Here is a 26,919-nt window from a genome sequence, read left to right as displayed (position 1 = left end):
CGCCCCGACATGCACCGGATGGACGCACGGTTCAAGGGGCGCGGGGGCGATCGGCTTCCCCATATGCGGCATACCCGCTGCTTGCGGGAAAGGCGGTTCGCCGGCCGCCGTTGGACGCGAGCCGCATGAAAAACCCCGGCGCGGGGGCCGGAGTCTGTCGTCTCAGGCCGGGGCGGGGTCGCCGCCAGGGGCGGGCTTGCCCGCCCGGGGGATGGCCGTGACCGTCGGGATCAGGCTGCCCGGGGTGTCGTCGTCGCCCCCCAGGGGCTCGCCGCGCAGGACCTTGCCGATTTCCTCACCGGTCAGGGTCTCGTATTCCAGCAGGCCTTGGGCCAGGCGCTCGAACTCGGCTTCCTTCTCGATCAGGATGCGGCGCGCCGTCTGATAGCCTTCTTCGATCAGGTCGCGGACCTCTTGTTCGATCAGCTCCTTGGTCGCGGCCGAGATCGAGAAGCCCCCGGTGGAGCCGTTGTAGCCCTCGTGCGCCTCGGCATAGTCGATGTTGCCGACCTTGTCGGACATGCCCCAGCGCATCACCATCGCGCGGGCCAGTTGGCTGGCCTGCTGGATGTCGCCGGCGGGGCCGTTCGACACGCCTTCCGCGCCATACTTGATGATCTCGGCGGCCTTGCCGGCCATGGTCATGGCCAGCTTCTGCTTGGCCTCGTCCTTGTGGAAGTTCAACCGGTCCATTTCGGGCAGGGACACCACCATGCCCAGGGCGCCACCGCGCGGGATGATCGTGGCCTTGTAGACCGGATCGCATTTGGGCAGCGACAGGCCGACGATGGCGTGACCGGCTTCGTGATAGGCGGTCTTTTCCTTCTGCTCGGGGGTCAGGACCATGCTGCGGCGTTCGACGCCCAGCATCACCTTGTCCTTGGCGTTCTCGAAGTCCTCCATGCTGACGAAGCGGCGACCGATGCGCGCGGCCATCAGCGCGGCCTCGTTCACCAGGTTCATCAGGTCCGCGCCCGAGAAGCCGGGCGTGCCGCGGGCGATGATGCGCAGGTCCACGTCGGGGCCGACCGGCACCTTGCGGGCATGGACGGACAGGATCTTCTCGCGGCCCTTGATGTCGGGGTTGGGGACGTGGATCTGGCGGTCGAAGCGGCCGGGGCGCAGCAGGGCCGGGTCCAGCACGTCGCGGCGGTTGGTGGCGGCGACGATGATGATGCCCTCGTTGGCCTCGAAGCCGTCCATCTCGACCAGAAGCTGGTTCAGCGTCTGTTCGCGTTCGTCGTTGCCGCCGCCGATGCCCACGCCGCGGGCGCGGCCCACGGCATCGATCTCGTCGATGAAGACGATGCAGGGGGCGGATTTCTTGGCCTGTTCGAACATGTCGCGCACACGGGACGCACCAACGCCCACGAACATTTCCACGAAGTCGGAACCCGAGATGGTGAAGAAGGGCACGCCCGCCTCGCCGGCGATGGCGCGGGCCAGCAGCGTCTTGCCGGTGCCCGGAGGGCCGACCAGCAGCGCGCCTTTCGGGATCTTGCCGCCCAGGCGGCTGAACTTCTGCGGGTTGCGCAGGAACTCGACGATCTCCTCCAGTTCCTCCTTGGCCTCGTCGATGCCGGCCACGTCGTCGAAGGTGACGCGGCCGTGCTTTTCGGTCAGCAGCTTGGCGCGCGACTTGCCGAAGCCCATCGCCCCGCCCTTGCCGCCGCCCTGCATCCGGTTCATGAAGAAGATCCAGACGCCGATCAGCAGGATGAAGGGCAGCCAGACGCCCAGCAGCGACATGAAGCCCGACTGCTGCTGGGGGACCACCTTCACATCCACGTTCCTGGCGATCAGGCGGTCGGCGATTTCCTCGCCCTGGGGCCGGATGGCGACATACTGGTTGCCATCGGTGCCGGTGATCGCCAGTTCCTCGCCGTCGATCGTCACGGCGGCGATCTGGTCGTTGTCAACCCGCTGGATGAACTCGGAATAGCTGATCTGCCGGCTGTTCATCGTCGTCGCGCCGTCGCTGAACAGGTTGAACAGGGCCAGGATCATCAGGAAGAGGACGACCCAGAAGGCCAGGTTGCGTGCATTGCCCAAAGCGGACCTCCGGCGGAAAGCGGTTTGGCTTGAAAATAGGGATTATCCGCGCGGGTTCAATGCGCCATTACCAGCCTGCGAAAATCTGATGCACCCCGAAGCGGGAAAATCCGGTACGGGGCCTGCGGACGGATCAGCGGCGCGGCCACCAGCCGGCCGCCCTCCCAGATGGCGGGGCTGGCCGCCGCCTCGTCCCGGGTCAGGCCCGCCAGGCGCCACCGCACGCGGGCGACCTCGGCCAGGCCCAGGGCGGCGACGTGCTGGCCCGGGCCCAGGCCGCTGATCTGCCAGCGGTTGTCCCAGGCGCCGGCCTGCATGTCGGGCGCGCGCAGCGCCGCCGCGGGCTCGCGGAACAGCCGGATGCGGTCGCCCGAAGGCTCGATCAGCGCCCCGTCCAGCGTGACCCGGTGGCCCGAGGAAATCGCGTTCAGCGCATGCAGCACGGTGTTGCGGCGCGGCGGATAGTCGGCGCCGGTGATCCAGCGGCAGGCGGCCACGATCAGCCGGCGGCGGATTTCGGCCGGGGCATCCTGATAGGCCCGGCGCGGCAGGCCGAGGCTACCGTTGCGGGCGACGGCGTCCTGCGCGGCGAAGGCGGCGTAGTGGGACAGCGCGTCCCGCGCTTCGTTGATGTGGGTCGCGGCGCGGGCCAGGGCGGAGACGTCAAGACCCGTCGCCTCGATCGCGCGGCGGATGCGGATTCGCTCGAAGTCGGTGTTGTCGTTGCTGGGATCGTCGATCCAGCCGATCCCCCGCGCCCGCAGCCAGGCGCGCAGGTCGTGGCGGCCGGCGTTCAGCATGGGGCGCAGCCACCGGGTGCCGAAGGCGTCGCGCCATTCCGCCATCGAGGCCAGCCCGTCGATGCCCGAACCGCGCGCCAGCCGCATCATCAGCGTCTCGGCCTGGTCGTCCAGGGTATGGCCCAGCGCCACCGCCGACAGCCCGTTGCGCTGCGCCCAGGCCGCCAGCAGCCGCAGCCGGGCGTCGCGGGCACTGGCCATCAGGTTGCCGGCCTCGGTCCCCCGCTGCCACAGCAGCGTCGCATGGGGCAGGCCCAGGGCGCGGGCGGCCCGGCCGACCTGCCGCGCCTCGGCCGCGCTTTCGGGACGCAGGCCGTGATCGACGGTGGCGACCATGATCCGGCGGCCGCGGCCCCAGTCGGCCATCAGGTGCATCAAGGCGACCGAATCGCCACCGCCCGACACCGCCACGCCGATTGCCGGCATGTCGCCCGCCAGCCGGTCCAGGGCCGCATGGACAGGAAAGGCTGGATCGGCGGCGGCAAGGGTCATGGCGCGGCTACTGGTGTTCGGCCATGTCCGCTTCGGCCTCGACGTCGGCCTCGGCTTCGGGGGGCAGGGTGCCCAGGTCGTTGCTGCCGCAGGCAAGGCGGCTCATCCGGGTCTCGGCCTCGGACGCGAAGGGCGATCCGGGAAAGCGCGCCGGGATTTCCGCCAGATACAGGCAGGCCGCGGTGGCATCGCCTTCGGCCTCGATCACGCGGGCGATGCCCAGCAGGCTTTCGGCCGCGCGCGGGCCGTCGGGATCGGCCGAGAACCCCTCCAGCCAGGCGGCCGCCGCGCCGCGCGGATCGCCCGCGCTGTCAAGCGCGGCGCCGCGCAGGAACAGCGCCTCGGCGGTCAGCGGGCCGCCGGCATGGGTCCGCGCCACGGCGCCGAACATGTCGGCCGCCCTGCGGAACTCGCCGCCCGCCAGGGCCTGCCGGGCGGCGTCGAAATCGGCCTGTTCGCCGGCCGAGGCCGCCGTGCCCGCGGGCTGCGACGCTGCGGGCAGAGAGGGCGCCGTGGGCCCGCCCGCCAAGGGCGGCGGCATGGTCAGCGCGGACAGATCGCAGGTCTCGTCCATCTCGCAGAGGCGGAATTCGAGGTCGGCAATCCGGCGGTTGCTGTCGTCGATGATCCGCTCGATGCGGTTCTGCAACTGTTCGGTGCGGTCGGTCAGCCGCGCCAGGCGTTGCTCCATCGCGTTCATCCGGTCGATGGCGGCATCGCCCCCGGCGGCCTGGAAGCCCGTCGCCCCCGAGGCCACCAGTTCGGATCGCAGCGTCTGCAGCCGGGCGCGCACCTCGCTCAGCTCGGCGCGCAGGTCGGCCAGGCTGGGTTCCTCGGCCGCAAGGGGCAGGGCCACCGTCAGGGCCAGGGCGGCCGCGGCGACAAGGCGGTGGATCACGACGCCGCCCCCGTGGCGCTGACCACGGTCACGGCCCGGCGGTTGTTGGCATAGCAGGCCTCGTCCGAACAGACCTCGCGCGGGCGTTCCTTGCCGAAGCTCAGCGTGCGGATCCGGTCGGACGCGACGCCCTGCGCGATCAGGTATTCCTGCACCGCGCTGGCGCGGCGGGCGCCCAGGGCAAGATTGTATTCGCGGGTGCCGGTTTCTTCCGCATGGCCCTGGATGACGGCGTTGAAGTTCGTGTGCGTCTTCAGCCATTCTGCCTGCCGCGCCAGGATCGCGCGGGCTTCGGCCGTCAGCGTCGTCTGGTTGGCCGGGAACAGGACGGTGTTGCCGACGGTGCTATTGAAGTATTCGGCGGTCGCGGTGGCCCCCAGCGTGCCGCCCGGAAGGCTGCCCTGATACAGCGCCCCGCCTGCGGCATTGGCGTAGGGATCGACCACCGGCGCCTGGATGCCCGGCGGCGCGGGCTGCGCGCAGGCGGCAAGGGTCAGCAGCAGGGCGGCGGCAGCGGGCTTTTTCCAGCGGGTCATCGGGCTATCCTTCCGGCGCGGTGGCTCAGGGCATCAACGGACCCCAAGAGGGATCCGAGGCGGCAAAGTCAAGGCTCAGCGGTCGCATGTTGCGCCCGGTGATGTCCACCGAATGCAGGCGCGGCTGGCCATTCCCGCCGGGCGCCACCCGCGTGAACATCACCACGCGGCCATTGGGGGCCCAGGTGGGGGACTCGTCAAGGAAAGATTCGGTCAGGGTCCGCTCGGCCGACCCGTCGGTGCGCATGGTGGCGATGTGGAACCGGTCGCCCACCTGCTTGGCAAAGGCGATCAGGTCGCCCCGGGGCGACCAGGCCGGCGATCCATAGCGCCCCTCGCCGAAGCTGATGCGGGTCGGCTCGCCCCCGTCCAGGCCCGCCACATACAGTTGCGGGCTGCCCGAGCGGTCGGATTCGAACACGATCCGCTGCCCGTCCGGGCTGAAGCTGGGCGCGGTGTCGATGGCGGGCGACTGCACCAGCGGCCGCTGCGCGCCCGAGGCCGCGTCCATCAGCCAGATGTCGGTGTTGCCGCCCTGTTCGCGCGAATAGGCGATCCAGCGCCCGTCCGGGCTGAACCGCGGCGAGAACGCCATGCTGTTGGCGTCTTGGGTCAACGGGCGCGACGACACGCTGGCGATGTCCAGGACGCGGATCTGGGGAAATCCGCTGTCGAAGCTGGTATAGGCCAGCCGCCGCCCATCGCGCGAGAACTGCGGCGCCAGCACCAGGGACGAGCTGTCGGTCATCCACAGGATGTTCTGCCCGTCATAGTCCATCACGCCGATGCGCTTGATGCGCGCATCCTTCGGCCCGGTTTCCTGCACGAAGGCCACGCGGCTGTCGAAATAGGGCTGTTCGCCCGTCAGCCGCGCATAGATCTGGTCGGCGATCTTGTGCGCCGCGCGCCGCCAGTCCGAGGCGCGGGCGTCGAACTGCATCCCCTCGCCCTGCGGCTGGCCGGCATAGACATCGAACAGCCGGAACTTGACGCTGATCGCGTCGCCCGACCGCGTCACCTCGGCCGAAACAAGCGCCTGGGCGCTGAGCGCGCGCCAGTCGTCATAGGCGACGGCCTCGCCGAAGCTGCCGGGCCGGGGGGCCTGGGCGTCGCGGGGGATTTCGCGGAACAGCCCGGTGCCCGTCAGATCCGCCGCCACGACATCGCGGATCCGCTGCGCGGCCTCGGCATCGCCGTGGAAGGCGGGGATGGCGATGGTCATGGGTTCGGTCACACCGTCGGTGATCTCGATCTTCAGCGGCCCGTCCTGCGCCAGGGCGGGCAGGGCAGGCACCGAGACGGCGGCCAGCGCCATCGACAGGGTCACGGTCAGCGTCCGAAGCATCATATCCTCATCTTCCTTGCGGCGGGGAGGGAAACATCCCCGCGTCAGTCAATCCCGATGCCGCCGGGGCGGAACTCGACCACCACATCGCGCCAGCGGCTGTATTTGTCGAAGGGCAGCGGGAAGCCCGCGCCGCCGCACATCATGATCGCCCGCCGGGCGACCTGGAAGGCGTGCCGGGCGGCGGCGTCGCTGCCGCCCCGGTAATCCGCGATCCGCAGGCTGCTTTCGATCGGCCTGCCGTCGGCGGTCATGCTGAAGGCCACCGAGACCGACATCCGCTGCGCCTCGAGCGACAGCGCCCCCTCGTTCCAGCATTGCCGGATGGCGGCGCGGAAGGCGTCCTCCTCGGCAAGCGACAGCGGCTGGGCGCGCGACAGGCCGGAGATGTCGATGCCGTCCAGCGGCGCCGGCCGGGTGGCCGAGGGGGCAAGCTGCAGCGGTTCGGCGAACCCGCCCTGGCTGGCGGCCGTGCCCCCGGCACCGCCGCCGCCCGCCATCGCCCCGGCCAGGGCCGCCGCCAGCGGATCCTGCGCGGCCGAGGCGCCCGAGCCGCCTTCGATCGTCTGGCTGCGGCCGCCGGTCGCATCCCCGGTCGAGGCCGTGTCGGTTCCCTCGGCCCCGGCCCGCCCTTCCTGGGCTTCGCGCAGCGCGTCCTGAAGCGCCTGCTGACGGGCGGCCTCGGCTGCGGCGCGTTCGGCGGCCTCGCGCTCGGCGGCCTCGGCGGCTGCCTGCCGTTCCGCCTCGGCCCGTGCCTCGGCCTCGGCGGCGCGGCGCGCTTCGGCCTCGCGTTCGGCAGCCGCCGCCCGGCGCTCGGCCTCGGCCTGGCGCTCGGCTTCGGCCTGACGCTCTGCCTCGGCACGACGTTCCGCTTCCGCCTGCCGCTCTGCTTCCGCCTGCCGCTCTGCCTCGGCTTGTCGTTCGGCTTCGGCGCGCGCCTCGGCTTCGGCGCGTTGGCGTTCGGCTTCCTCGGCCTCGGCCTCGGCCTGCCGCTCCGCTTCCGCCTGACGCTCCGCTTCCGCCTGACGCTCTGCTTCCGCCTGACGTTCGGCTTCGGCGCGCGCCTCGGCTTCGGCGCGCTGGCGTTCGGCTTCCTCGGCCTCGGCCTGCCGTTCCGCTTCCGCCTGACGTTCCGCTTCCGCCTGACGTTCCGCTTCCGCGGCCTGTTCGGCGCGGCGGGCCTGTTCGGCGGCCTCGCGCTCGGCGGTCAGGCGGCGCTCCTCGGCCTCAGCGGCGCGGGCGGCCTCGGCGGCGGCGCGACGTTCGGCCTCCTGCCGGGCCAGCCGGACGTTGCGCTGTTCCACCAGGCCCTCGGGGCGCGGTCGCGGCAGGGCGGACCGGGCCAGAGCCAGTTCGGACTGCGGCGGCGCAGGCGCGGCCTGGTCGGCGCCGGGTGCATCGGGGCGGGACGGGCGGGCGTCGGCCACCGGGGCGTCGTCGCTGGCCGCGGGCCTGACGGGCGCGGCCTCCTCGGCCGTCTGGTTTCCGGCCGGGGCACCCAGGTCGGTCACGACGGCAACCGGGCCGGGACGCCGGAAATCGGACAGATCGGGCCGCGCCTCGGGGGCGTCGGGACTGGCCAGTTCCTGGACCGCCGCCTCGGCCTCGGGGGCGCCGGCATCGGCGGGCATCTGCCCGGCATTCTCCTCGGCTGAGGGGGCGGGCAGGGTGGCGACGGCGGTCGCCTCGGGGCCTACCGGACCCGCACCGCGCGAGGCCGCGGCCAAGGCCTCGAACTCGGCGCCGCTCATGGTCGCCACCTCGGTGGTGCGCAGGGGGGCCGAGGGCTGCGGGCGCAGGAACACCCCGCCCAGCACGGCCCACAGGATCAGCGCGCCATGCGCCGTTCCCGAAACCCACCAGCCAATGCGACCCTCGCGGTCCTCCATGATGTCAGCCGTCCATCCGGGGCCCGCCGGTATCGGTCACCAGCACGATGTCGGAAAGCCCTGCCGCGTTCAGCGCGCCCATGACCTGCACCACCCGGGCATAGGGGATGGACCCGTCGGCGCGCAGGAACACCCGCTGGCTTTCGCGGCTGGCCAGCAGGTCGCGCAGCCGGGTCACGATCTGGTCCTGCGCCACCGGCGCATCCATCACCATCACGTCGCCGCTGGCCGGGATCGAGATGACCAAAGGTTCTTCCGGTTCCGTCGGCACGGCGGTGGCGGCGGTCTGCGGCAGGTTCAGCGGCACGCCCGCCGTCATCAGCGGCGCGGCCACCATGAAGATCACCAGCAGCACCAGCATCACGTCCACGAAGGGCGTGACGTTGATTTCCGACATCGGCGCGTTGCGGCGCCGGCCCCGGCCCTTGCGGCTGACCCGCTTGACGACGGCGCCCGACATCCCTCAGGCCTCGTCCATCTGGCGCGAGAGCAGGGTCGAGAACTCGTCGGCGAAGGCCTCCCAGGTGCCGGTGACGCGCTCGGCATCGCCCGACAGCTTGTTGTAGAAGACGACAGCCGGGATCGCCGCCAGCAGGCCAAGCGCGGTGGCCAGCAGCGCCTCGGCGATGCCGGGGGCCACGACGGCCAGGCTGGTGTCCTGGGACATGGCGATGCCCTCGAAGGCGGTCTTGATGCCCCAGACGGTGCCGAACAGGCCGATGAAGGGGGCGGTCGATCCGACCGTGGCCAGGAAGGACAGGCCACGGAACAGGCGCGCTTCCTCGCGCTGGATGGCCACGTTCATGGCGCGGTCGATCCGCGCGGGGCCGCCGGGGATCAGCCTGCCGTCGTCGCGGTGGCTGCGGCGCCATTCGGTCATGCCGGCGGCGAAGATGCGTTCCGACGCGCCCGAGGGCCGGTCCCCCAGCCGGTCGTAAAGATCGTCCAGCGGCTCGCCCGACCAGAAGGCGCGATCGAAGCGGGCGGCCTCCTTGCGGGCCTTGGCGAAGGCCAGGAACTTCTGGATGATGATCGCCCAGGCCCAGACCGAGGCGACGATCAGCAGCACCATCACCACCTGAACCGTCAGCGAAGCGCGCGCGAACAGCGCCATCAGCGAGAAATCAAGGGCCTGCGTGGCCTGGATCGGTTCCATCTTCACTGCCTTTTCGTCGTGATCCGTCGCTGACCCGACCGGCATCCCGGTCGGCTTGCGGGCCTTCTAGCGCCTTCCTGGCACAGGTTGCAGCCCCTTGCCGCAACACAATGGCGTCACTGTCCGGCAGTGGCGTCCCCCGGGCCACACCGTGTCGCCAGCGCGGTCCCCAGGGCGTTGGGCAGCCGCGCGGGCCGGCCCCGCCGGTCCAGGCAGGCCAGCGTGACCCGGGCGGCAAACAGCGTCTCCTCTGCGCGCCGGACGGCCTGATCCAGCAGGATCCGCGCGGGGGTCAGCCGGACCAGGCGCGTCTGGACCGCCAGCAGGTCGTCGAAGCGGGCGGGGCGCAGGTAATCGGCCTCGAGCCGGCGGACGGCGAAGACCAAGCCGGAGGCCTTCATCGCCCCCTGATCGATGCCCAGTTCGCGCAGCCACTCGGACCGGCCACGCTCGATGAACTTCAGATAGTTGGCATAGTACACAATCCCGGCCAGATCGGTATCCTCGTAATAGACCCGGACGGGCATCGTGTGCATCATGCAGCCCCGGTCCGCGCAGACAGGCGCAGGGCATGGGCCGGATCGGTGGCCGCGCCCGGCAGCACCGGATCATAGGCCGCCCGGATCAGCGCCGCGATCGCGGGCGAGGGGGCGATGTCGCGCGCGAAGGTCAGCGCGCAGCGCATGAACACCGCCTCGGCCAGATGCGCGGGATGGCTGTCGGCCAGGGCGCCCGACATGCGCAGGAAGCCCAGGCAGGCGCGGACGCTGCCATCGGCATCGAAGCGGAACATCCGGTACTGGTCCGCATCCGCATCCGCCAGCCGGCCGGGCAGCCCGGGCGCGTCGGTCAGCCGGTCCAGGTCGGGAACATCGCCCAGCTCCGCCCAGTCGCGCACGAAGAACAGCATCAGGTTCGCGCCCATCTCGGGGTCGGTCTCGGCCAGAGGGTGGCGCGCATGGGCAAAGCCCGCGCGGATCGCGCCGCGAAAGATGTCCAGGCTTTCGTCGGCCAGGCCGAAGATCACCGGGGCCACGGGCCGCCCCCAGCGGGCGCACAGGAAGGTCCCGTCCCTGCGGGTGAACAGCGCCGCGATCTGATCTGGCGTCATGGCCTGCCCCTTCACCTTTGTCCAAATACCCTGGGGGAGTCGCCGAAACGGCGACGGGGGCAAGGCCCCCCGCCACACTGTCCGGCCGCGGCCGCGCATCAATCGACGATGGTGGCCTCGGTCGCGGCACGCAGTTCTTCTTCGGTGACGCCATCGGCGGTCTCGACGATGCGCAGGCCGCCCGGCACCACGTCCAGAACGCCCAGGTTGGTGATGATGCGGTCCACCACCCCCTTGCCGGTCAGCGGCAGGGTGCATTCGCGCAGCACCTTCGATTCGCCCGCCTTGTTGGTGTGGTCCATGACCACGATCACCCGGCCGACGCCGGCCACCAGATCCATGGCGCCGCCCATCCCCTTGACCAGCTTGCCAGGGATCATCCAGTTGGCGAGATCGCCGTTCTCGGCCACCTCCATGGCGCCCAGGATCGCGGCCGCGATCTTGCCGCCGCGGATCATGCCAAAGCTGGTTGCGCTGTCGAAATAGGCGGTGCGGTCCAGTTCGGTGATGGTCTGCTTGCCGGCGTTGATAAGGTCGGGATCCTCCTCGCCCTCGTAGGGGAAGGGGCCCATGCCCAGCATCCCGTTCTCCGACTGCAGGGTGATGTCCTTGTCGCCCACGTAGTTGGCAACCAGCGTCGGGATGCCGATGCCCAGGTTGACATACATGCCGTCTTCCAGTTCCTGCGCCGCCCGCGCGGCCATCTGGTTGCGATCCCAGGGCATCATGCGTTCTCCCTCTTGCGAACCGTGCGCTGTTCGATGCGTTTCTCGTGCTGGCCCTGCACGATGCGATGCACATAGATGCCGGGCAGGTGGATGTGGTCCGGATCCAGGCTGCCGCGCGGCACGATCTGCTCGACCTCGGCCACGCAGACGCGGCCGCACATCGCGGCGGGCGGGTTGAAGTTGCGCGCGGTCTTGCGGAACACCAGGTTGCCGGTGTCGTCGGCCTTCCAGGCCTTCACGATCGCCAGATCCGCCACGATCGCGCGCTCCAGGATATAGTCCTGGCCGTCGAAGGTCTTGACCTCCTTGCCCTCGGCGATGACGGTGCCCACGCCGGTCTTGGTGTAGAAGCCGGGGATGCCGCTGCCGCCCGCGCGCATCCGCTCGGCCAGGGTGCCCTGGGGATTGAACTCCAGCTCCAGTTCTCCGGACAGGTACTGGCGCATGAACTCGGCGTTCTCGCCCACATACGAGGAGATCATCTTGCGGATCTGGCGCGTGTCCAGAAGCTTGCCCAGCCCGAAGCCGTCCACGCCGCAGTTGTTCGAGGCGATGGTCAGGTCCCTGACCCCGCTTCGCACCAGGGCGTCGATCAGCAGTTCCGGGATGCCGCAAAGGCCGAATCCTCCGGCCGCGATCAGCATCCCGTCATGCAGCAGCCCCTCGAGCGCCGCGTCCGCGTCGGCGTAAACCTTTTTCGATCCTGTCATTCATCCGCCCCGATGGAAGTGATGGCCGGGCGGCCCCGATCCCCGGTGCCGCCGCGTCAGGCGAAATCCTGTCGCATGAGGGCGGAATGCTCTATCCGTAAAAATACGTAGGCAGTTAAGTAGCGGTGCGATCATGCCGAAGCTCCGGACCCCCGCCACGGCCAGGGACTACGACTCGCTGGCCTTCCAGAACGCCCCCGACGCCACGCTGATCCTGGCCGAGCGGGTGATCGTCAGGGCCAGCCTGATGGTCCAGACCGTCTTCGGCTGGACGCCGCAGGAACTGGAAGGCCAGTCCATGCGCATCCTCTATCCGGGCCAGACCGACTTCCGGCTGGTGGGCGAACGGGCGCGCAAGGCCATGCAGGAGCGCCCCTTCTACCAGGACGAACGCTTCATGCGGCGCAAGAACGAACAGATCGTCTGGATGGAGGGCCGGGGCCGGACCCTGGACCAGGACGATCCGCACCGCCTTGCCGTCTGGACCTATCGCCCGCTGGAGGGCCGGGTCGCGGGCGGCGGGCTGCTGACGCCCACCGAAAAGCGCATCGCCCGCTATCTGGTCAACGGCTTCACCAGCAAGGAGATCGCCAAGTCGCTGGACTGTTCGCCCCGTACGATCGAGGTGCATCGCGCCAACATGATCCGCAAGATGGGCGTGCGCAACAGTTCCGAACTGGTGGGCCGGCTGCTGGACGCGGGCGCGGGGGCGCGGCCTGACCCCCGTCGGGGAACGCCCTATCCGCCCCGCGCGCCCCGCGATCACCCCTTGCCGGCAGCCTTCGGCGCGGCCTTGCGGGGGCGGCCTTGCCGGCCGCGGGCTTCTTGGCGGCTGTCTTGGCCTTGGCCTTGGGCGCCGCCTTCTTCTTCGCGGGCGACTTGCCCGCCTTGGCGGCGATCAGCTCAAGCGCCTGCTCGACCGTCAGATCCTCGGGCGCCACGTCGCGCGGCAGGGTCGCGTTCACCTTGCCCCATTTCACATAGGGGCCGTAACGGCCGTTCAGCACCTGGATGGCGCCGCCCTCGGGGTGGTCGCCCAGTTCACGCAGGGGGCGGCGGCGGCGGCCCGGCCGCGGGTCTGCTTGGCGGCCAGAACCTCGACGGCGCGGTTCATGCCGATGGTGAAGACCTCGTCCACATCCGCCAGGTTGGCGTATCGAGAGCCGTGCTTCACATAGGGGCCGAAGCGGCCGATGCCGGCCTCGATCAACTCGCCGTCCTCGGGATGGGGGCCGATCGGACGGGGCAGCGACAGCAGTTGCAGCGCCCGTTCCAGATCCAGCGTCGCCGGATCCCAGCCCTTGGGGATCGAGGCGCGGGGCGGCTTGGGGTTGTCCTCGCTTGCCTCGCCGCGCTGGACATAGGGGCCGAAGCGCCCGGTCCTGAGGCTGATCGGCACGCCGTCATCCTCGCCCAGGATGCGCTCGCCGGTGCCGGCGTCCTCGCCGTCGGGGGCGGAAATCGGGCGCGTATAGCGGCATTCGGGATAGTTGGAACAGCCGATGAAGGCGCCGCCCGACCGCGCGGTCTTGAGATTCAGCCGCCCCTTGCCGCAGACCGGGCATTGGCGCGGGTCGCCGCCATCGGCGCGCGGCGGATAGAGATGCGGGGCAAGCGCCTCGTCGATGGCCTCCAGAACTTCGGTGATGCGCAGTTCGGACGTGCCCTCGAGCGCCTTCGAGAAGTCCTTCCAGAAGCGGCCCAGAACCTCGCGCCACAGCAGGTCGCCGGCGCTGATCTCGTCCAGTTCGTTTTCCAGATCGGCGGTGAAATCATAGCTGACGTAGCGGGGGAAGTACTTCGTCAGGAAGATCGTGACCAGCCGGCCTTTGTCCTCGGGGATCAGGCGGTTCTTGTCCTTGCGGACATATTCGCGGTCCTGGATCGTGGTCACGATGCTGGCATAGGTCGAGGGACGGCCGATGCCCAGCTCCTCCATCCGCTTGACCAGCGTCGCCTCGGTGTAGCGGGGCGGGGGCTGGGTGAAGTGCTGGCGGGCGACGACGGCGGCGCTGTCGTTCAGCAACAGGCCCGGGGCGGCGCGCTGGCCTGCCGGGGCGGCGGGCACGGGGTCGGCCTTCTCGCGGGCCTTGGCCAGTTCCGCGTCGAAGGCCCGGGCGACCAGCGTCGCCGACTCGCCCTGCCGGATCGCGGGCAGGCGGGCGCTGTCCTCGCCGTCGTCATCGTCGCGGCCCTGGTCATAGACGCGCAGGAAGCCGTCGAACAGCATCACCTGGCCGGTGGCGCGCAGGCCCACCTGGCCGTCCGGGCTGGCGATGTCCACGGTCGTGCGCTCCAGCCGCGCGGCCTCCATCTGGCTGGCGATGGTGCGCTTCCAGATCAGGTCGTAAAGCCGGCGCTGGTCGTCCGCCGTGACCTTCAGCCTGTCGGGCGACAGCATCATGTCAGTCGGGCGGATGCATTCGTGGGCTTCCTGCGCGTTCTTGGCCTTGTTCTTGTACATGCGCGGGCTTTTCGGAACGTAGTCGTCGCCGAACCGGGCCCTGATCGCATCGCGCGCGGCGTGCACGGCCTCGGGCGCCATGTCGATGCCGTCCGTCCGCATGTAGGTGATGAGCCCCGCCTCGTACAGGCGCTGCGCCGTCGACATGCAGGCCTTGGCGCCCATGCCCAGCTTGCGCGACGCCTCCTGCTGCAGGGTCGAGGTCATGAAGGGCGGCCAGGGGTTGCGGGTCGCGGGCTTGGCGGCGACACCCGTCACCTGCAGCGTGCGGCTGGAAAGGGCGCTGACGGCCATCGCCGCCTTCCCCGCGTCGGGCAGATCGAAGCGGTCCAGCTTCGATCCGCCCAGCGAGACCAGCTGCGCGTCGTATTCCGCCCCGCCCGGCGTCGCCAGGCGCGCGTGGACCGACCAGTATTCGCGGGGCCTGAAGGCCTCGATCTCCATCTCGCGGTCCACGATCAGGCGCAGGCAGACCGACTGCACCCGGCCCGCCGACCTGGCGCCGGGCAGCTTGCGCCACAGGACCGGCGACAGCTTGAAGCCCACCAGATAGTCCAGCGCGCGGCGGGCCAGATAGGCATCCACCAGCGGCTGGTCGATCTGGCGGGGGTTGGCCATCGCCTCGGTCACGGCGGTCTTGGTGATCGCGTTGAAGGTCACGCGGTTGACCGCCGCGCCCTTCTTCAGCGCCGGCGACAGCGCCTCGAGCAGGTGCCACGAGATCGCCTCGCCCTCGCGGTCGGGGTCGGTGGCCAGGATCAGGGTCTGGTCGTCCTTCAGCGCGTCCTTGATCGCCTTGAGATGCTTGCGGCTGTCGGCCGCGACCTCCCATTTCATGGCGAAATCGGCGTCGGGATCGACGCTGCCATCCTTCGGAGGCAGGTCGCGCACATGGCCGAAGCTGGCCAGCACGCGATAGTCGCCGCCAAGGTATTTCTCGATGGTCTTGGCCTTGGCCGGGGATTCCACGACGACGACGGGCATTCTTACCTCAGGGGGACCTTGCAATGGGGCGGCAACATGGGTGCGGTCCCTGCCAGTGTCAACCGGGCGCGGTCATCCGCCGGCTGTGCCGTCCTCAGCAAAGCGCCAGTCGCCCGCCCGGCACGCGCAGCAGCCGGCCCTGCAGTTCCAGGGACAGGATGGCGGCGCTTGCCGAGGATGCGGGCAGGCCCAGGTCGCGGATCACGTCGTTCTCGTCCGAGGGCGAGGGACCCAGGCGCGACAGGATCCGCGCCTCGATGTCGCCGGGCTCGGGGGGCAGGGGGCGGGCTGCGACCGGGGCAGGCGCCGCGTCGGCCCCGGCCTGGGCGTCCAGCCCCTCTCCCAGCGCTGCGCAGACATCGGCCGAATTGCGCACCAGAAGCGCGCCGTCCCGGATCAGCTGGTTGCAGCCGCCCGCCCGCGCATCCATCGGATGGCCGGGCACGGCCATGACCTCGCGCCCCTGGTCCAGCGCGTTCTTGGCGGTGATCAGGGTGCCGGACCGGTGCGCGGCCTCGATCACCACCACGCCCAGCGACAGGCCCGAGACGATGCGGTTGCGGGTCGGGAAATGCCGCGCCTGCGGTTCGGTGCCGGGCGGCTGTTCGGACACCAGCGCGCCCTTTTCGGCGATCTGGGCGGCAAGGATCACGTTTTCGGCCGGATAGATCACGTCGACGCCCCCGGCCATCACGGCGACGGTGCCGGTGGGCAGGGCGGCGTTGTGGGCGGCGGTGTCGATGCCGCGCGCCAGGCCCGCCACGACGGTATGCCCGGCCTCGCCCAGGCCGGTGGCCATGCCGCGCGCCATCCGCAGCCCCAGCGAGGATGCGTTGCGCGCGCCGATCACCGCCACCGGACTGCGTGACAGCCAGGCCGGATCGCCGCGCACCCACAGGATCGGGGGCGCCCCGTCGATGTCGCGCAGCGCCGATGGGTAAAGCGGCGAATCGCAGCGGATCAGACGCGCCCCGACCTTGCGTCCTGCCGCCAGTTCGGCGGCCGCCACCCCTTCGGGGCAGGCCGCGTAATCCGAAATCCCGGCCGCCGCGGCGATGGCGGGCAGGGCCTCCAGCGCCGCCCGGGCGCTGCCATGTTCGGCGATCAGGCGGTGATAGGTCGCCGGCCCGACCCGGCGCGACCGGATCAGGCGCAGGACGGTCAGATCGTCGTCCACCGCGCCGCGCCCGCCCAGAGGAAGATGCCCGGTATCCATGCTGCCTCCGCCCTTTGTCCGGGAATCAGGCTAGCCGGAAAGGCGTTAACAACTGGTTAGCGGTCCGTCACGCAGCCGAGCCGCCGACCGTCAGCCCGCCGATCAGCAGCGTGGGCTGGCCGACGCCGACCGGCACCCACTGGCCCTGCTTGCCGCAATTGCCGATGCCGGGATCCAGCGCCATGTCGTTGCCGATGGCGCGCACCTGCTGCAGCGCCGTGGCCCCGTCGCCGATCAGCGTGGCGCCGCGGATCGGATCGCCCAGGACGCCGTTCTTCACGCGGTAGGCCTCGGTGCAGGAGAACACGAACTTGCCGTTGGTGATGTCCACTTGGCCGCCGCCGAAGCCCACGGCATAGATGCCGTCGCGCAGATCCGCCAGGATCGCCGCCGGATCGGCGTCGCCGCCGGGCATGTAGGTGTTGGTCATCCGGGGCATGGGCGCGTGGGCGAAGCTCTGGCGGCGCCCGTTGCCCGTCGGCGCCACGCCCATCAGTCGGGCGTTCTGGCGATCCTGCATATAGCCCACCAGGATCCCGTCCTCGATCAGCACGTTCCGGGCGGGGGGCGTGCCTTCGTCGTCCACGCCGATGCTGCCGCGCCGGTCGGGGATGGTGCCGTCATCGACGACCGTGACGCCCGGGGCTGCGACACGTTGTCCCATCAGCCCGGCGAAGGCGCTGGCCTTCTTGCGGTTGAAGTCGCCTTCCAGCCCGTGGCCCACCGCCTCGTGCAGAAGGATGCCGGGCCAGCCGGGGCCCAGCACCACGTCCATCACCCCCGCCGGGGCGGGGACGGATCGCAGGTTGACCAGGGCGATGCGCAGCGCCTCGTCCACGGCGGGCTGCCAGTGGGACGGGTCCATCAGCCCCGCCAGCGGAATGCGCCCGCCGCCGCCATGCCCGCCGGATTCGCGGCGGTCGTTGTTTTCCACGATCACGCTGACGTTCAGCCGCGCCATCGGGCGGATGTCCGTGACCAGCCCGCCCTCGGGCCGCAGGATCGCCACCTGCTGCAGCGAGGAGCCGAGCGCGACCGTCACCTGCACCACGCGGGGATCGCGCGACCGGGCATAGTCGTCGATCTGCCGCAAAAGCTCGATCCTGCGGGCGAAGGGGATGCCCGCGGCGGGATCGGCCGCGCCGTACAGCGGCTGGACCCGCATCGGCGCCGCGGGCGCCAGGGTGCCGCCGCCCTGTCCCACGGCCAGGCGCGCGGTTTGCGCGGCGCGGCGCAGGGCGGGCTCGGAAATCTCGGTCGAATGGGCATATCCCGTGACCTCGCCGCGCACGGCGCGCAGGCCGAAGCCCTGTTCGGCGGTATAGCCCGAATTGCGCAGCCGCCCGTCGTCGAAGACCAGCGATTCCGAGACCGAATGTTCCAGGAACAGTTCGCCATCCTCGGCGCCCGCGGTGGCCTTGCGCAGGATCGACAGGGCGCGGTCGCGGTCCAGATGGGTCGAGAAGGGGTCGAAGGGGATTCTGCTCATGGCGGGTCAACTTTCTGGCGCGGCCCGCACGGCCAGACGCCGGTAATTTGCTTGGGCAGGCTGATGTATCCCTTGCCCGTTGGGACGAGATATGGTCATAGAACGGACAGTGTTAAAGGAAAAGGGCCGCCCTTGGGCGACCTGCGGTCGCGCGGCCGCGCCAGGATAACGGGATGGGATGATGGCAATAGCGATGATTCGCCGGACAGTCGCGGCAGCTTCGGCGCTTGCGGCGGCGGGAATGATAGCCGGGTCGGCCTTTGCGCAGGACGTGCTGGGCGAACTGCCCGTGATCGGCAAGCCCGAGCCACGCGGCGTGAACTTCCAGCCCGCGGCGACGGAACTGGCGCGCGACCAGCAGTCGCTGGATCATTTCGTCCTGCTCATCATCACCGGCGTGACGCTGCTGGTGTGCGGGCTGCTGGCCTATGCGATCCTGCGCTTCAACAGGCGCGCGAACCCGGTTCCGGCGCGCTTCACCCACAACACCCCGCTGGAGGTCGCCTGGACCCTGGGGCCGGTGCTGATCCTGCTCAGCATCGGGGCCTTCTCGCTGCCGGTGCTGTTCCGCAGCCAGGAAATGCCGCCCGATCCCGATATCGTCATCAAGGCCACCGGGAACCAGTGGTACTGGTCCTACGAATACCCCGAAAACGGCATCAGCTTCGATTCGATCATGCTGGCCAAGGAAGAACTGGCCGATCACGGCTATTCCGAGGACGAGTATCTGCTGGCCACCGACACCGCCGTGGTCGTGCCCGTCGGCCAGACGGTGCTGCTGCAGGTGACCGCCAACGACGTGATCCACAGCTGGACCATCCCGGCCTTCGCCGTCAAGCAGGACGCGGTTCCGGGGCGGATCGCCCAGGCCTGGTTCAACGTCGAACAGGAAGGCGTCTATTTCGGCCAGTGCAGCGAGCTGTGCGGCATCAACCACGCCTACATGCCGATCGTCGTGAAGGCGGTCAGCCCCGAAATCTATGCCCAGTGGGTCGCCGAACAGGGCGGCACGCTGGAGGGCGCCGAGCAGACCGCCTCGGCTGCCCGCGATGAAACCGTGACCCTGGCCAAGGCCGATTGACCGTCGGCCCGACCAGCGACAAGGCCACCGAAGGCGACATGACCGAGATCCACGCATATGAAGGCGCCCCCGAGGCCGAGTTCCGCGACTTCGTCGCGCTGCTCAAGCCGCGGGTGATGTCGCTGGTCGTGTTCACCGCCTTCGTGGGGCTGTGGGTCGCGCCGGTGGACGTGCATCCCTTCATCGCCTTCTGCTCGGTCCTGTTCATCGCGCTGGGGGGTGGGGCCTCGGGCGCGCTGAACATGTGGTACGACGCGGACATCGACGCGGTGATGCGGCGCACCCGGAACCGGCCGATCCCCGCCGGGCGGATCGAGGGCGGGGCGGCGCTGTCGCTGGGGCTGATCCTGGCGGGCTTTTCGGTGATGATGCTGGGGCTTGCGGCGAACTGGTTCGCGGCGGGCTTCCTGGCCTTCACGATCTTCTTCTATGCGGTGATCTACACGATCTGGCTGAAGCGCTGGACGCCGCAGAACATCGTCATCGGCGGCGCGGCGGGGGCTTTTCCGCCGATGATCGGCTGGGCCTGCGCCACCGGCGGCATCAGCATCGAATCGCTGCTGATGTTCGCGCTGATCTTCTTCTGGACGCCGCCGCATTTCTGGGCGCTGGCGCTGTTCATGAAGTCCGACTATCACGAGGCCCGGGTGCCGATGCTGACCGTCACCCACGGCCGTCCGGCGACGCGGCGGCACATCTTCTCCTACACGCTGGTGCTGGCGCCCTTCGCGATCTGGCTGGGCCTGACCTCGGTCGGCGGGCCGATCTATCTTGCGGCGGCGGTGGTGCTGAACGCGCTGTTCATCCGCGGCGGCTGGCAGATCCTGCGCCGCACCGAGGCCGACGCCCTGGCCGATGGCTATGCCGTCGAGAAGCGGGTGTTCAAGCTGTCGCTCTATTACCTGTTCCTGCATTTCGTGGCGCTGCTGGTCCAGAACATCGCAGGAGGCTGGTGATGGCGCTGAACACCGAACATGAACTGCACAAGAGACGCCGGTCCCGCAATGTCGGGCTGGGGATGGTCCTGGTGGCCTTCGTCGCGCTGGTCTTCGGCCTGACCGTTGTGAAGGTCCAGCAAGGCGACCTGATGGAGGCCTATGACCACCAGCCGCGCGTCTCGGTCCTTCCGCCCGAGGCAGGGCAATGAGCCGCATGTCCCCCGAAAGAAAGACCGTGGCCTGGCTGGTGGGCGTGGTCGTGACGATGGGCGCCCTGGCCTGGGCCGCGGTGCCCTTCTACGACTGGTTCTGCCGCGTCACCGGCTTTGGCGGCACCACCCAGGTCGCGGCCGCGGCGTCCGACACCATCCTTGATGAGACGGTCCGGGTGCGGTTCGACGCCAATGTGGACAAGAACATGGACTGGACCTTCCGGCCCATGCAGACCAGCATGGAGATCAACATCGGCGAGACCGGGCTGGCCTTCTACGAGGCGATCAACAATTCGGACGTGCCGATCACCGGCACCGCCAGCTACAACGTCGCGCCCGAAGTCGCGGGCTATTACTTCAGCAAGATCCAGTGCTTCTGCTTTACCGAACAGACTTTGCAGCCCGGTGAGCGGATCGAGATGCCGGTCAGCTTCTTCGTGGATCCGGAACTGGTGGGCGACCGCGACGCGGGCTGGGTCAGGGACATCACCCTGTCCTATACCTTCCACCTGACCGAGCCGGTTCAGGCGTCCCTTGACGCCGCGCCGGCCGATAACGTCAACTGAATACCTCAAGGAGCCGACGGGGACAGCTCATGGCGCACGCAAAGAACCACGATTACCATATCCTCCAGCCGTCGATCTGGCCCTTCATCGCAGCGATCTCGGCCTTCCTGATGCTGTACGGGGCGGTTGGCTGGATGCATTCGGGCGATGTCCACCTGCTGGGCATCCCCGTCACCGGGCCCTGGCTGTTCCTGATCGGCTTCGTCGGCGTGCTTTACGTGATGTACAGCTGGTGGGCCGACGTTGTGCGCGAAAGCCAGTCGGGCGACCACACCCCGGTGGTGCGGATCGGCCTGCAATACGGCTTCATCCTGTTCATCATCTCCGAGGCGATGTTCTTCGTCGCCTGGTTCTGGAACTTCATCAAGAACGCGATGTACCCGATGGGCCCGGAAAGCCCGATCAGGGACGGCGTCTGGCCGCCCGAGGGCATCGCGACCTTCGATCCCTGGCACCTGCCCTTCATCAACACGCTGATCCTGCTGCTGTCGGGCGTCGCCGTGACCTGGGCGCACCACGCCCTTGTCCACGAGAACGACCGCAAGACCACCATCAACGGGCTGATCGTCGCGGTGATCCTGGGGATCTTCTTCTCGATCCTGCAGGCCTATGAATACAGCCACGCGGCCTTCGGACTGGCCGATACCGCCTATGCCAGCGCCTTCTACCTAGCGACGGGCTTCCACGGCTTCCACGTCATCATCGGGACGATCTTCCTGGCGGTCTGCGCGATCCGCCTGATGAGAGGCCAGATGAGCCAGGAAAAGCACGTCGGCTTCGAGGCGGCGGCCTGGTACTGGCACTTCGTGGACGTGGTCTGGCTGTTCCTGTTCGCCGTGGTCTATGTCTGGGGCAGCTGATCCCCGCCCGACCCGACCCACGACGCGCGGGGGCGGACCCCGCGCGTTTTTCTTTGCATCTGGCTGTCCCTCCATGCGCCGCATCCTGTTTCCCCTGATCCTCGGCATCGTCGGCTGCGCGATCCTGATCCAGCTCGGCCTGTGGCAGTTGCGCCGGCTGGAGTGGAAGGAGGATCTGCTGGACCGGATCGAGGCCGGGATCCAGGCTGAACCCGTGCCCTTGCCCGCCGCGGTCGATCCGTCGATGAAGTACCTGCCCGTGACCGTCAGCGGCACCACCACCGGCGCCGAGATCGACGTGCTGTCCCATACCCCGAACCAGGGCGCGGGATACCAGATCGTGTCGCGCTTCATCACCGATGACGGGCGCGCGATCATGCTGGACCGCGGCTTCGTGCCGCAAGAGATGCGCCATGTCGAACGGCCCCCGGTGCGGCTGACCGTGCAGGGCAACCTGCACTGGCCCGATGAAAAGGGCAGCGCCACCCCCGAGCCAAACCTGGACGAGAACATCTGGTTCGCCCGCGACGTGCCGGCCATGGCCCGGGTGCTGGACACCGAACCCGTGCTGGTCGTCGCCAGCGCCGTCGAAGGCGACACCCAGGGCGTCGCCCCCCTTCCGGTCGCCGTCGAGGGGATCCCCAACAACCACCTGGCCTATGCGGTCCAGTGGTTCCTGATCGCCGCGGCCTGGGCGGGGATGACAGGCGCGCTGATCTGGCGTATCAGGCGGCGGACATACTGAAGGACGACGGATGCGCTATGTCTCGACGCGGGGGAAGGCCCCGGCTCTGAACTTCGAGGGGGCGATGCTGTCGGGTCTGGCCCGCGACGGCGGGTTGTATCTGCCCGAGACGATCCCGGCGTTTTCGGGCCTGGACGACCTCGACGGCCTGCCCTACGAGGAGGTCGCCTTCCGCGTCGTCCGCCCCTTCACCGGCGACAGCTTTTCCGACGGCGAACTGCGCGGCGCCATCGACCGCGCCTACGGCCGCATCGACCATGCCGCCAAGGCGCCGCTGCGCCAGCTGGCGCCCGGCCATCACCTGCTGGAACTGTTCCACGGGCCGACGCTGGCCTTCAAGGACTTCGCGATGCAGCTGATCGCGCAGCTGTTCGAGATCGCCTTGAAGCGGTCCGGCCAGCGCATCACCATCGTCGGCGCGACCTCGGGCGATACCGGCTCTGCGGCCATCGAGGCCTTCCGGGGCATCGACAACGTCGATGTCTTCATCATGTTCCCGCATGGCCGCGTGTCCGAGGTGCAGCGCCGCCAGATGACCACGCCCGACGCGGCCAATGTCCACGCGCTTGCCGTCACCGGCCATTTCGACGACTGCCAGGCGCGGCTGAAGGACCTGTTCAACGACCATGCCTTCCGCGACCAGGTGGGGCTTGCGGGCGTCAACAGCATCAACTGGGCGCGGGTGGTGGCGCAGATCGTCTATTACTTCACCGCCGCCGCCAGCCTGGGGATGCGGCAGACGGACTTCACCGTGCCCACCGGCAATTTCGGCGACATCTTCGCGGGCGCCGTCGCCCGCGCGATGGGCCTGCCGATCCGCCGCCTGATCGTGGCCACCAACCAGAACGACATCCTGCACCGCGCGCTGACCGCCGGCGAATACCGGGTCGGCACGGTCCAGCCCTCGATCAGCCCGTCGATGGATATCCAGGTCAGCTCGAACTTCGAACGCGCGCTGTATCTGGCCTATGGCGGCGATGCGTCGGCCGTTGCCCAGTTGATGGAGGAGTTGAAAGCCGGCGGCTTCACCATCAGCCAGGGCGCGCTGCAGTCCCTGCGCGAGCAATACCGGTCGGGCCGCGTTTCCGAGGAGGAGACGCTGGCGATGATCCGCACCATCCGCGACGAGACCGGCGAGATCCTGTGCCCCCACAGCGCGGTGGGCGTGGCCGTGGCGCGCCGCCACCTTGAACCCGGGGTGCCGATGGTGACGCTGGCCACCGCCCATCCGGCCAAGTTTCCCGATGCGGTGGAACGGGCCATCGGCCTTCGGCCGCCGCTGCCGCCGCACATGGCGACGCTGTTCGACCTGCCTGAACGCCTGACGCGGGTTGAAAACGACGTGCAGGCGCTTAAATCGCTGATCCTTGAGCGGAGAACCCAGTGAACAAAGACGCCCACCTGCAGGTCACGACCCTGTCCAACGGCCTGCGCATCGCCACCCGCGTGATGCCCGGGCTTCATTCCACGGCGCTTGGCGTCTGGGTCAGTGCCGGCGGGCGCAACGAACGGTCCGAACAGAACGGCATCGCGCATTTCCTGGAACACATGGCCTTCAAGGGCACCACCACCCGCACCGCCCTGCAGATCGCCGAGGCGATCGAGGATGTGGGCGGCTACATCAACGCCTATACCTCGCGCGATGCGACGGCCTATTACGTCCGCGTGCTCGAGGACGACGTCGATCTGGCCTTCGACGTGATTTCCGACATCGTGCTGAACCCGGTCTTCGACGAACGCGAGATCGAGGTCGAGCGCGGCGTGATCCTGCAGGAGATCGGGCAGTCGCTGGACACGCCCGACGACATCATCTTCGACTGGCTGCAGGAAGCCGCCTATCCGAACCAGCCGATGGGCCGTACCATCCTGGGCCCCGCCGACCGCGTCAGCCGCTTCGGCCGCGCCGATCTGGCGGGCTTCGTCGCCGAAAACTATGGCCCCGGGCAGATGATCGTCGCGGCGGCGGGCGCGGTCGATCACGACCGCATCGTGCGCCTGGCCGAACGCGCCTTCGGCCATCTTGCACCCATCGCCCAGGCCCCGCGAGAGGCCGCCCGCTGGCAGGGCCTGGAAACCCGCCGGGTCAAGAAGCTGGAACAGGCGCATTTCGCCCTGGCGCTGGAAGGGCCCGGATACCTTGCGCCCGACTTCTATGCCGCGCAGATCTTTTCCTCGGCGCTGGGGGGCGGCATGTCGTCGCGCCTGTTCCAGAAGATCCGCGAGGAGCGGGGCCTGTGCTACACGATCTTCGCGCAGTCGGGATTCCACGACGACACCGGGATGCTGACCATCTACGCGGGCACCGGCGCCGAGGATCTGGCCGATCTCTCGACCCTGACCATCGACGAGATCAAGCGCGCCGCCGAGGACATGTCCGAGGCCGAGGTGGCGCGGGCCAAGGCACAGTTGCGCGCCAGCCTGCTGATGTCGCTGGAAAGCCCCTCGGCCCAGGCCGAGCGCATGGCCCGGACGCTTGCGATCTGGGGCCGGGTGCCCGACGCCGCCGAGGTCGCCGACCGTATCGCCGCTGTCAGCGTGGCCGAGGTGCGCGCCCATGCCGCAAGCCTGATCGGCCGCGCGCGTCCGGCGCTGGCGCTTTACGGCCCGGTGAAGGCCGCGCCCGCCCGCGACGCCTTGGCCGAGAGGCTTGCCGCCTGATGTTCTTGCGCGCGCGACCCGTAAGGTTGGAAACCGAGCGGATCGTGCTGCGCTTGCCGGCCCACGGCGATTTCAATGCGTGGACCGGTCTGCGCCAGTCCAGCCGCGACTTCCTGTCCCCCTGGGAGCCGCTCTGGGCGCCCGACCACCTGTCGCGCAAAAGCTTCGTCAACCGCGTCTATTGGGCGGCGCGCGCCAGCCGCGCCGGCACCGCGCTGCCCCTGTTCCTGGTGCGCCGGGACGGGGTGCTGCTGGGGGCGATCACGCTGGACAATATCCGCCGCGGCCCGGCGCAGTCGGGCACCATCGGCTACTGGATCGGCCAGCCCTTCGCGCGGCAGGGCTACATGAGCGAGGCGATCGGCCTTCTGGTCCACCACGCCTTCACCGCCCTGGATCTGTCGCGGATCGAGGCGGCCTGCCTGCCGGAAAACGCCGCCTCGCGCGCGGTGCTGGAAAAGTCCGGCTTCAAGTACGAAGGCGTCGCGCAAAGCTATCTGCAGATCGACGGGCGGTGGCGCAACCACGTGCTGTACGCCAACCTGCGCGGCGACCGGCGCGGCCGTTCCGACGCGCGATAGGGGGGATGATGCTGAACGACGCCACCGACGCCCTGGCCCGCCTGCTGCCCCAGGGCGTGCTGCGCGACATCGCGCCCGCCTACCTCGAGGAACCGCGCGGCCGCTACAGGGGCCGCGCCGGTCTGGTTGCGGCGCCCCGGACGGTCGAGGACGTCGCGGCCATCATCCGGGCCTGCGCCGAGGCCCGGGTTCCGGTCGTGCCCCGCGGCGGCGGCACCGGCCTTGTGGGCGGGCAGGTGATGGCCGAGGGGGCGGTGCCGCTGGTGCTGTCGCTGGAACGGATGACCCGCATCCGCGACATCCATCCCGAGGAAGGCGTGATCGTGGCCGAAGCCGGCGCGACCCTGCAGCAGATCCGCGATGCCGCCGCGGGTGTCGGCCGGCAGTTTCCCCTGGCGCTGGCCTCGCAGGGGACGGCGCAGATCGGCGGGCTGCTGGGCACCAATGCGGGGGGCGTCAACGTGCTGCGCTACGGTAACGCCCGCGCCCTCTGCCTGGGGATCGAGGCGGTGCTGCCGCAGGGCCAGGTCATGCACGACCTGAAGCGGCTGCGAAAGGACAACACCGGCTATGACCTGCGCGACCTGCTGATCGGTGCGGAAGGCACGCTGGGCATCATCACCGCCGCGTCCCTGGTGCTGGCCCCGGTTCCCCCGCAGATCGGCGTCGCCATGCTGGTGGTCCCGTCCCCCGAGGCCGCGCTGAGCCTGCTGGCCCTGGCGCAGGCGCGGATGGCGGGCGGCGTGACCGCCTTCGAACTGATCTCGGGGCAGGGGCTGCGCTTTCTGGACCAGGCCTTTCCCGACCTGCGCCAGCCCTTCGCCGACCGCCCCGACTGGCTGGCGCTGATCGAGGTGGGCCTGCCCGCGGGCCTTTCGGCGGATGACGCGCTGGAGGGGCTGTTCACCGCCGCTGCCGAGGCCGGGCTGGCCAGCGACGGCGTGATCGCCCAGTCGGGCCAGCAAGCCGCCGATTTGTGGGCGATCCGCGAGACGATCCCCGAGGCCAACCGCCACATCGGCGCCATCGCCAGCCACGACATCAGCCTGCCCCTGTCAGAAATCGCCCGCTTCATCCGCGATTGCAGCGCCGTGCTGGCGGGCATGGCGGACCTGCGCATCAACTGTTTCGGCCATCTGGGCGACGGCAACCTGCACTTCAACCTGTTCCCGGTTCAGGGGAAAACGCGCGACGCCTATGACGACATCCGCCGCAGCCTGTCGCGTGCGGTGCACGAGATGGTCGTGGCCCGCGGCGGGTCGTTTTCCGCCGAACACGGCGTCGGGCGGCTGAAGGCGGCGGAGCTGGCCGAATGGGGCGACCCCGCCCGGCTGGCGGCGATGCGCGCGATCAAGGACGCGCTGGATCCGGCCGGGATCATGAATCCGGGGGTGATCCTGGGCTAGGC

26 protein-coding genes and 1 pseudogene are annotated in these 26,919 nt (G+C 69.6%); 11 read left to right on the top strand and 16 right to left on the bottom strand.

Annotated elements, in window-relative coordinates:
* Positions 1–162 precede the first annotated feature (162 nt).
* The 12 genes from ftsH to ACZ1HC_RS01470 all read right to left on the bottom strand — a co-directional run bounded on the left by ftsH (position 163) and on the right by ACZ1HC_RS01470 (position 11,717).
* Complete coding sequence (ftsH, locus tag ACZ1HC_RS01525; RefSeq protein ID WP_472698445.1) at positions 163–2,052, bottom strand: ATP-dependent zinc metalloprotease FtsH; 1,890 nt, start codon at positions 2,050–2,052, stop codon at positions 163–165.
* 56 nt (positions 2,053–2,108) lie between these two features.
* The gene (tilS, locus tag ACZ1HC_RS01520) at positions 2,109–3,344 is read right to left on the bottom strand and encodes a tRNA lysidine(34) synthetase TilS (RefSeq protein WP_472698444.1); all 1,236 of its coding nucleotides are present in this window, start codon (positions 3,342–3,344) and stop codon (positions 2,109–2,111) included.
* A gap of 7 nt (positions 3,345–3,351) precedes the next feature.
* Positions 3,352–4,242 (bottom strand): tol-pal system YbgF family protein, encoded by an 891-nt coding sequence (locus ACZ1HC_RS01515; protein ID WP_472698443.1) that lies wholly within the window; start codon positions 4,240–4,242, stop codon positions 3,352–3,354.
* Positions 4,239–4,778, bottom strand: a complete 540-nt coding sequence (pal, locus tag ACZ1HC_RS01510) for a peptidoglycan-associated lipoprotein Pal (RefSeq protein ID WP_472698442.1) — start codon at positions 4,776–4,778, stop codon at positions 4,239–4,241. Before pal ends, ACZ1HC_RS01515 begins: the two co-directional genes overlap by 4 nt.
* Before the next feature lie 25 nt (positions 4,779–4,803).
* Positions 4,804–6,123 carry a Tol-Pal system beta propeller repeat protein TolB gene (gene tolB / locus ACZ1HC_RS01505; RefSeq protein WP_472698441.1) on the bottom strand — a complete coding sequence of 440 codons (1,320 nt, stop codon included), beginning with the start codon at positions 6,121–6,123 and terminating at the stop codon, positions 4,804–4,806.
* 44 nt (positions 6,124–6,167) lie between these two features.
* Positions 6,168–8,012: a protein TolA gene (locus ACZ1HC_RS01500; RefSeq protein ID WP_472698440.1), complete on the bottom strand. Its 1,845-nt coding sequence runs from the start codon at positions 8,010–8,012 to the stop codon at positions 6,168–6,170.
* A 4-nt stretch (positions 8,013–8,016) separates the two neighbouring features.
* Positions 8,017–8,472, bottom strand: a complete 456-nt coding sequence (locus ACZ1HC_RS01495) for an ExbD/TolR family protein (RefSeq protein WP_472698439.1) — start codon at positions 8,470–8,472, stop codon at positions 8,017–8,019.
* 3 nt (positions 8,473–8,475) lie between these two features.
* Positions 8,476–9,168: a protein TolQ gene (gene tolQ / locus ACZ1HC_RS01490; RefSeq protein ID WP_472698438.1), complete on the bottom strand. Its 693-nt coding sequence runs from the start codon at positions 9,166–9,168 to the stop codon at positions 8,476–8,478.
* Positions 9,169–9,284: 116 nt separating this feature from the next.
* Positions 9,285–9,707, bottom strand: a complete 423-nt coding sequence (gene ybgC, locus ACZ1HC_RS01485; protein WP_472698437.1) for a tol-pal system-associated acyl-CoA thioesterase — start codon at positions 9,705–9,707, stop codon at positions 9,285–9,287.
* On the bottom strand, positions 9,704–10,279 hold the full coding sequence (locus ACZ1HC_RS01480) for a hypothetical protein (protein WP_472698436.1): 576 nt from the start codon (positions 10,277–10,279) through the stop codon (positions 9,704–9,706). The genes ybgC and ACZ1HC_RS01480 overlap by 4 nt, the downstream gene beginning before the upstream one ends.
* A 98-nt stretch (positions 10,280–10,377) precedes the next feature.
* Positions 10,378–11,004, bottom strand: coding sequence for a CoA transferase subunit B (locus tag ACZ1HC_RS01475; protein WP_472700751.1), 627 nt, complete (start codon positions 11,002–11,004; stop codon positions 10,378–10,380).
* Positions 11,004–11,717 (bottom strand): CoA transferase subunit A, encoded by a 714-nt coding sequence (locus ACZ1HC_RS01470; protein WP_472698435.1) that lies wholly within the window; start codon positions 11,715–11,717, stop codon positions 11,004–11,006. The genes ACZ1HC_RS01475 and ACZ1HC_RS01470 overlap by 1 nt, the downstream gene beginning before the upstream one ends.
* 133 nt (positions 11,718–11,850) lie before the next feature.
* On the opposite strand from ACZ1HC_RS01470, the pseudogene ACZ1HC_RS01465 reads away from it, so the two are divergent.
* A pseudogene (locus ACZ1HC_RS01465) lies at positions 11,851–12,387 on the top strand (helix-turn-helix transcriptional regulator); the annotation flags it as partial.
* On the opposite strand, the gene ACZ1HC_RS01460 reads toward ACZ1HC_RS01465, so the two are convergent.
* The 4 genes from ACZ1HC_RS01460 to tldD all read right to left on the bottom strand — a co-directional run bounded on the left by ACZ1HC_RS01460 (position 12,290) and on the right by tldD (position 17,870).
* The gene (locus tag ACZ1HC_RS01460) at positions 12,290–12,697 is read right to left on the bottom strand and encodes a topoisomerase C-terminal repeat-containing protein (RefSeq protein ID WP_472700750.1); all 408 of its coding nucleotides are present in this window, start codon (positions 12,695–12,697) and stop codon (positions 12,290–12,292) included. The pseudogene ACZ1HC_RS01465 and the gene ACZ1HC_RS01460 sit on opposite strands and share 98 nt — an antisense overlap.
* Positions 12,698–12,717: 20 nt before the next feature.
* Positions 12,718–15,165, bottom strand: coding sequence for a type I DNA topoisomerase (gene topA, locus ACZ1HC_RS01455; RefSeq protein WP_472698434.1), 2,448 nt, complete (start codon positions 15,163–15,165; stop codon positions 12,718–12,720).
* 94 nt (positions 15,166–15,259) lie between these two features.
* Positions 15,260–16,381, bottom strand: a complete 1,122-nt coding sequence (dprA, locus tag ACZ1HC_RS01450; RefSeq protein WP_472698433.1) for a DNA-processing protein DprA — start codon at positions 16,379–16,381, stop codon at positions 15,260–15,262.
* A 67-nt stretch (positions 16,382–16,448) separates the two neighbouring features.
* A complete protein-coding gene (tldD, locus tag ACZ1HC_RS01445; protein WP_472698432.1) occupies positions 16,449–17,870 on the bottom strand; it encodes a metalloprotease TldD in 1,422 nt (473 codons plus the stop codon).
* A gap of 193 nt (positions 17,871–18,063) precedes the next feature.
* On the opposite strand from tldD, the gene coxB reads away from it, so the two are divergent.
* From coxB to ACZ1HC_RS01395, 10 genes are all read left to right on the top strand, one after another.
* Positions 18,064–18,951 (top strand): cytochrome c oxidase subunit II, encoded by an 888-nt coding sequence (coxB, locus tag ACZ1HC_RS01440; RefSeq protein WP_472698431.1) that lies wholly within the window; start codon positions 18,064–18,066, stop codon positions 18,949–18,951.
* A gap of 38 nt (positions 18,952–18,989) precedes the next feature.
* Entirely contained in the window at positions 18,990–19,907 is a 918-nt protein-coding gene (gene cyoE / locus ACZ1HC_RS01435) for a heme o synthase (protein ID WP_472700749.1), read from the top strand.
* Positions 19,907–20,098, top strand: coding sequence for a hypothetical protein (locus ACZ1HC_RS01430; RefSeq protein WP_472698430.1), 192 nt, complete (start codon positions 19,907–19,909; stop codon positions 20,096–20,098). The genes cyoE and ACZ1HC_RS01430 overlap by 1 nt, the downstream gene beginning before the upstream one ends.
* A 5-nt stretch (positions 20,099–20,103) precedes the next feature.
* Positions 20,104–20,667: a cytochrome c oxidase assembly protein gene (locus tag ACZ1HC_RS01425; protein WP_472698429.1), complete on the top strand. Its 564-nt coding sequence runs from the start codon at positions 20,104–20,106 to the stop codon at positions 20,665–20,667.
* A gap of 29 nt (positions 20,668–20,696) precedes the next feature.
* Positions 20,697–21,527 (top strand): cytochrome c oxidase subunit 3, encoded by an 831-nt coding sequence (locus ACZ1HC_RS01420; protein WP_472698428.1) that lies wholly within the window; start codon positions 20,697–20,699, stop codon positions 21,525–21,527.
* A gap of 73 nt (positions 21,528–21,600) precedes the next feature.
* Positions 21,601–22,272, top strand: a complete 672-nt coding sequence (locus ACZ1HC_RS01415) for an SURF1 family protein (RefSeq protein WP_472698427.1) — start codon at positions 21,601–21,603, stop codon at positions 22,270–22,272.
* A 10-nt stretch (positions 22,273–22,282) separates the two neighbouring features.
* Positions 22,283–23,659 carry a threonine synthase gene (gene thrC, locus ACZ1HC_RS01410; RefSeq protein WP_472698426.1) on the top strand — a complete coding sequence of 459 codons (1,377 nt, stop codon included), beginning with the start codon at positions 22,283–22,285 and terminating at the stop codon, positions 23,657–23,659.
* A gap of 62 nt (positions 23,660–23,721) precedes the next feature.
* Positions 23,722–24,930, top strand: a complete 1,209-nt coding sequence (locus ACZ1HC_RS01405) for a M16 family metallopeptidase (RefSeq protein WP_472700748.1) — start codon at positions 23,722–23,724, stop codon at positions 24,928–24,930.
* Positions 24,930–25,511, top strand: a complete 582-nt coding sequence (locus ACZ1HC_RS01400; protein WP_472698425.1) for a GNAT family N-acetyltransferase — start codon at positions 24,930–24,932, stop codon at positions 25,509–25,511. Before ACZ1HC_RS01405 ends, ACZ1HC_RS01400 begins: the two co-directional genes overlap by 1 nt.
* An 8-nt stretch (positions 25,512–25,519) precedes the next feature.
* Positions 25,520–26,917, top strand: a complete 1,398-nt coding sequence (locus ACZ1HC_RS01395) for an FAD-binding oxidoreductase (protein ID WP_472698424.1) — start codon at positions 25,520–25,522, stop codon at positions 26,915–26,917.
* Positions 26,918–26,919 lie beyond the last annotated feature (2 nt).

The sequence above is a fragment of the Paracoccus sp. BR5-17 genome, from assembly GCF_055693925.1.
This window is presented reverse-complemented; position numbering and strand designations above follow the sequence as displayed.